The sequence below is a fragment of the Aequoribacter sp. genome (assembly GCF_965659035.1).
Lineage (GTDB): Bacteria > Pseudomonadota > Gammaproteobacteria > Pseudomonadales > Halieaceae > Aequoribacter.
In genome coordinates this window covers 1-4,634 of sequence record NZ_CBFHWH010000123.1, presented here as the reverse complement: position 1 = coordinate 4,634, position 4,634 = coordinate 1, and the positions used below count along the sequence as shown (strand labels likewise).

Here is a 4,634-nt window from a genome sequence, read left to right as displayed (position 1 = left end):
GCAAAGATCAGCAGCGCTGCAGCCCAAACTCTCACAATAATGCGCCAGCTGTTTTCGCTCACGATTTCTTGAAAACGCCACAATGGCAGATGAATCGCGAACTTGCCTCGCTCGTTGTTGGTGTAAGTTTCATAGGGCTCAGGTCTACTGAGCAAGACGATATCTTGACTACCGTCGACCTGACTGGTTGCGAGTAACAATTGTGGTGCAGAGCGCCACCCGGGGTTACTTAACACGAACTCTTGGTCGTAGGTCATGGCCTTGTCAGGCTGCAGTTGATCCTGAAAGGCCAAGCCAGGTTTTGGGTGCAGAATATAGTGGCCATTAGGTTTATAGCCGTACAGTCGAATATTGGGCTGGGCGGTAAAGGTCCGAGTCAGATCTTGAAGAATTAGGGCAGCGTCATAATTGATCACCAAATAGGCCCAAATCTGCCCCTTATCGTCAGCCATCGGTGTCGCGCCTCGGATCGTGGGTTGTGGCGGCATCTCGACTTGGCCGTGCTCTAGATTCAATTCAATCAAGGACCAATAAACCTCGTTCAAAGGAAGATCTCTGACCGATGCCATGTACGGGTATCCGGCTTTGGATTGAAGCTCGTCTTCAGGGATGCGCTTTAAAACACCTCTGGGCGGCCGCTTGAGTTTAACAAACTCATCAGCCGACTCATTGGCTAAGATAATTCGGATTTGCAGGATGCGTTCTTTGGCATTGGCGTACTGAAAAGCCACGTCATTGAAATTTCGTATCCAATCTTCCATTACTACGCCCGTCGATTCATCGACACCGCCGCCAGCGAGTGCGCGCGCCATCCCGCGTGTAGCCGACAAACGACTGAAAAACAGGAGCTCATCCTTTGTAATTTGGAATTTTTCGCGGGCAACTTGCTCCCCCGAGCGCGTCCCGGCAAGCATTCTTGCCTCGTAGTTTGCCGCCACCTCGCGCTCGGCAATATGAAAGGCAAGATAGCCAGAGATCAGCAAAAAAATGACAAATACCGGCACAAGGTACTTAAGCACCCTGCCTAAACTCGTCCGAAATCGAACCTGTAATGTGTAATTTACGCTACGACCAACCAAGGGCGCCTCCATTCACACCAAAACAGTCATGCCTAAACTCACAACTTTGATGCTAACTCAACCCTGCATAGTGAAACGTGCCACGTCTACCGTAGCATAAAAAATACTGCGTTTACCCGTTAAGGGATGTTAATGTTTTGACTTCTTACATCAAACAAAAGAGATAACAATGGCGGCGCATCCTCTCTATCCACACCTATTTTCAGAGCTGGATTTAGGTTTCACAAAACTCAAAAATCGGGCCGTCATGGGTTCGATGCATACCGGATTGGAAGAAGCGGCCGATGGCTTCCCGCGCATGGCAGCCTATTTTGCCGAGCGCGCCGCTGCCGGCGTCGGTATGATCATCACGGGAGGCATATCCCCGAACGAAGAAGGCGGCCATGGCGCCAAGTTATCCAACGAGCAAGAGGCCAGCCAACACCGGTTAATCACCGATGCTGTGCACGCGGCTAACCCAGACGTAAAAATTTGCATGCAAATCCTGCATGCCGGCCCTCTGGCACCGACGACTGACGCTGTGGCAGCCTCAGCGGTGCGCTCTCGAATATCGCCCATCACTCCCAAAGAACCCGATGCGGCAGGCATTGAAAAACAACTAAACGACTTTGCCAACTGCGCTAAACACGCGCAACTTGCAGGTTACGATGGCGTTGAGATTATTGGCTCCGCCGGGTATCTGCTCAGCACTTTCCTTGTGGAGCGAACCAACCGCAGAACCGACGAATGGGGCGGCTCTTTCGAAAACCGCATGCGCTTCCCAGTCGAGGTCGTTAGGCGAATCCGCGCGACTGTTGGTAAAGAATTTATTGTCATTTTCAGAATTGCAGCGATGGACATGCTACAAGGCGGCATGTCTCGCGAAGAGGTCATCATGCTCGGAAAGGCCATCGAAGCCGCGGGGGCAACGATTATCTCGACCCACTTCACTTGGCACGAGGCCCAGGTACCGACCATCTCAACACGCGTACCCCGAGCGGCGTTTACTCAGGTAACCGGACGTCTGAAAAAAGAGTTATCCGTGCCGATGATTACCTCGAACCGCATAAACACTCCGGAAGTTGCAGAAGAGGTCCTCGTCCGAGGCGATGCCGATATCGTTTCAATGGCGCGCCCCATGTTAGCCGACGCCAACTTCATTGCAAAAGCTCGAGAGGGCAAAGCCAACGAAATCAATACGTGCATTGCGTGCAATCAAGCCTGCCTAGACCACACCTTTACCGGTCAAGAGGTCAGCTGCTTGGTCAACCCACGGGCGTGTCACGAAACCCTTCTTACGTCGCAGCCTATAACCAAACCAAAATCCATTGCGATTATTGGGGCAGGCCCCGCAGGCTTATCCTACGCCATTACTGCCGCTGAACGCGGCCACAAGGTCAGCGTATACGAAGCGCGCAGTGAAATTGGCGGCCAATTTAACTTGGCGAAACGTATACCAGGCAAAGAGGAATTTGAAGAAACCTTGCGCTATTACAGCGTGATGATGGACAAGCTAGGCGTTGAACTGCACCTAAATACCTATTTAGACGCGGCAGGTATTTGTGCTCTTAATGCAGACCATGTGGTGATTGCTGCGGGCATTAAGCCCCGCACCCCTAGGATTGAAGGCATCGATCACCCTAAAGTCGCAGGTTACATGGACGCGATACTCGGCAACAAACCCATAGGCAACAGAGTCGTGATCATCGGGGCAGGCGGCATCGGCTTCGATACCGCGGAGCTGATAACCCATGCGGGTGTATCGGCTGCACTTGATGTGAACGTCTTTGCTAAAGAATGGGGCGTTGATTTCGAGAACCACCCGCGCGGTGGTGTGACTGGCGTCGAGCCAGAGGTTCATACATCAGGTCGAGATGTTACTCTACTGCAACGCAAGACTAGCGCAATTGGCAAAGGCTTGGGTAAAACCACCGGCTGGACGCACCGTATAGCGCTCGATCGACGTGGGGTTAAAATGATTAACGGTGTCGATTACCAACGCATCGACGATGAGGGCGTCCACATTTTGCGCGACGGGCAGCCGATATGCTTACCAGCCGATACGGTGATTATTTGCGCCGGTCAAGAATCTGAACGCAGCCTTTACGACGAGCTCAAAGATAGCGGCCTATCGATCAGCCTGATAGGCGGTGCGTTTGAAGCAATGGAAATTGATGCCAAACGTGCAATCAAGCAAGCCACTGAAGAGGCCTTGGCGATTTAAGTCCTCTTCACACAAAAAAGAATGACGCTGCTTGTTGGGCCGCAAGCGGCTTTATCAATACGGCACCACTAGGGCCAAGGACTCTTTGACCTGTTCCATGACCACATAGCTGGTGGACTCTTGTACGCCCGGCAATGCGAGCAAGGTGTCACCCAACAAGGCACGATACGCTGCCATATCTGCGACACGCGCTTTGATCAAATAGTCAAAATTGCCCGAGACCAAATAACATTCTTGGACCTCGGGTAACTCCAAAGCTGCCTTCTTAAAATCCTCAAAGACATCTTGAGCCGTTCGATTCAAGCGAATTTGCACGAACACGACCAAACCTGCGCCCAGTGAATCAGGGTTCAGTATGGCCTGATACCCACGAATGACGCCATCGCGCTCGAGGTTTTTAACCCTTTGCTTGCACGGCGTCGTTGATAACCCGACCCGCCTCGCGAGTTCTGCGAATGTCATGCGCGCATCGCGCTGCAAGACTCGCAAGATATTGCGATCAATCTTATTAATTTCGTGCAATCGACGCATAAAGCCACCGCCTAAATATCATTAAAAATTAGTCACATTCGTCTTTTTATTACCTTTATTAAAGCTGAAACGACTATTTCTTACGCTAAAATAAATCAAAAAAATAAAACAGAGTCTCTAGAATATTGATCTTTCCAGGAGGACACAACATGATCATCGGTATACCCAAAGAAATCAAAACCAACGAACACCGAATTGGCATGACACCCGCGGGCGTCAAAGAGTTGATTTTGAACGGCCATGAAGTACTCGTACAAAAAGATGGCGGTGCCTCAATCGGTTTCTTTGATGCCGATTACTCTGGTGCGGGTGCTCGGATCGTTGACACACCCGAAGAAATCTTTGCCACGGCAGATATGATTATCAAAGTAAAAGAACCTCAATTACCCGAATGCAAGCTATTGCGCCCAAATCAAATTCTGTTTACCTATTTACACCTAGCCCCAGATCCTGCGCAAGCAGAAGCCTTAATTGCCTCAGGGGCAACCTGTATTGCCTATGAAACCGTGACCCAAGCGTCCGGTGGCCTACCCTTATTGGCCCCTATGAGCGAAGTTGCTGGCCGCTTGTCCATTACCGCAGGTGCCCACCACATGCAGATGCTCTATGGCGGCTCGGGTATGTTATTGGGCGGTGTGCCTGGCGTTGAGCCAGCCAAGGTACTTATTATCGGGGGCGGCGTAGTGGGTATTAATGCAGCCAAAATGGCGCTGGGCTTAGGCGCGCAAGTAACCCTAGTAGACCGTTCTATTGACCGCTTACGCCAGCTCGACGATATTTTTAATGGCCGCGTGCGCACGCTATTTTCCACTGCCGACACT

4 protein-coding genes are annotated in these 4,634 nt (G+C 51.2%); 2 read left to right on the top strand and 2 right to left on the bottom strand.

All coding sequences use genetic code 11. The annotated features are described in order from the left end of the window. Positions 1 to 1,019: hypothetical protein (locus ACTF5Z_RS11425; protein ID WP_438985747.1), on the bottom strand; the 1,019-nt coding region annotated here is incomplete at its 3' end. A 229-nt stretch (positions 1,020 to 1,248) separates the two neighbouring features. Here ACTF5Z_RS11425 and ACTF5Z_RS11420 point away from each other — a divergent pair. Next, positions 1,249 to 3,282, top strand: a complete 2,034-nt coding sequence (locus ACTF5Z_RS11420; protein ID WP_438985746.1) for an FAD-dependent oxidoreductase — start codon at positions 1,249 to 1,251, stop codon at positions 3,280 to 3,282. A gap of 54 nt (positions 3,283 to 3,336) precedes the next feature. Here the strand turns inward: ACTF5Z_RS11420 and ACTF5Z_RS11415 are convergent, their stop codons facing one another. Beyond that, positions 3,337 to 3,813 carry an Lrp/AsnC ligand binding domain-containing protein gene (locus ACTF5Z_RS11415; protein WP_423849788.1) on the bottom strand — a complete coding sequence of 159 codons (477 nt, stop codon included), beginning with the start codon at positions 3,811 to 3,813 and terminating at the stop codon, positions 3,337 to 3,339. A 149-nt stretch (positions 3,814 to 3,962) separates the two neighbouring features. Between ACTF5Z_RS11415 and ACTF5Z_RS11410 the strand changes: the two genes are divergently transcribed. Then, the coding region (locus tag ACTF5Z_RS11410) for an alanine dehydrogenase (protein WP_438985745.1) at positions 3,963 to 4,634 on the top strand (672 nt) is incomplete at its 3' end.